The organism is Pseudoalteromonas sp. RB2-MNA-CIBAN-0110 (genome assembly GCF_040309305.1).
GTDB lineage: Bacteria > Pseudomonadota > Gammaproteobacteria > Enterobacterales > Alteromonadaceae > Pseudoalteromonas > Pseudoalteromonas arctica.
Genome location: NZ_JBEOOQ010000094.1, coordinates 1 through 882, shown reverse-complemented (window position 1 = coordinate 882; position 882 = coordinate 1). Strand labels below are relative to the sequence as shown.

Genomic DNA, 882 nt, shown 5'->3' with positions numbered 1-882 from the left:
TAGGGGCTGTTGATCTTTGTAGTATATATATTAATCAGCCCACATTGGTAGCCACATCATAGTAAATGCTAAAGCGAGCATGGAATGATAATTCCGTTCAAGCTTTTCATACCTTGTAGCTATCCCTCTATATTGTTTGATCCGACCAAAGGCATTTTCAACTAAGTGCCTATATTTGTACATGCACCAGTCAATATCTTCATTACCCACTAAACTGTTATCCTTGCGTGGAATAACGGGTGTAGCGCTATTATCACGAATAAACTCTCTTAGTTTTTCACTATCGTAGCCTTTATCTGCGACAACCACATTACTCGTTGGGCAATTGTCTACAAGTGACTCTGCATGGACGATATCATGCGTATTTCCACAGGATAATTCATAATAAACAGGCAATCCTCCGCTATCTACTGCAAGATGAATTTTAGTCGAATTGCCACCTCGACTCTTACCGATTGATTCATTGCCAGCGGTTCTTGCACCGCAACTATGCTGGTGAGCCCTGACAATACTGCCATCAATAAAGATCCAATCCATATCAGCATAGTGGGATAACACACGAAATAATTCATTCAAAATATCTTTTTTGGACCATAAATTAAATCGTCTATAGATAGCACTCCACGAGCCGAAATAAGACGGTAAATCTCGCCAAGGAATACCGGTACGCATCTTATAGAGTATGCCTTCGAGCGTTTTTCTATGCTCAGGCTTATTATAAATTCGACCACTTAAGTGCATTACTTTTGATAAGACATTCCATGTCGCGTCTGTTAACATTAATCTTGGCATGAGGGTTCGGTGTAACGTTTTTTAGCGAATTCAATTATACCTTATCCTCATGCTGTTTGTTTTTTATACCGCAAAGATCAACACGCCCTA

Annotated in this window: 1 protein-coding gene; it reads right to left on the bottom strand. The window is 39.6% G+C overall.

The genetic code is table 11. The annotated features are described in order from the left end of the window. Window positions 1-30 precede the first annotated feature (30 nt). Window positions 31-792, bottom strand: coding sequence for an IS5 family transposase (locus tag AAEY68_RS20675; protein ID WP_024611512.1), 762 nt, complete (start codon window positions 790-792; stop codon window positions 31-33). Between the last annotated feature and the right edge of the window lie 90 nt (window positions 793-882).

What these genes read in the sequence shown, in the direction of transcription:
- AAEY68_RS20675 (WP_024611512.1), bottom strand. Translation starts at nt 792, where the DNA reads ATGCCAAGATTAATGTTAACAGACGCGACATGGAATGTCTTATCAAAA.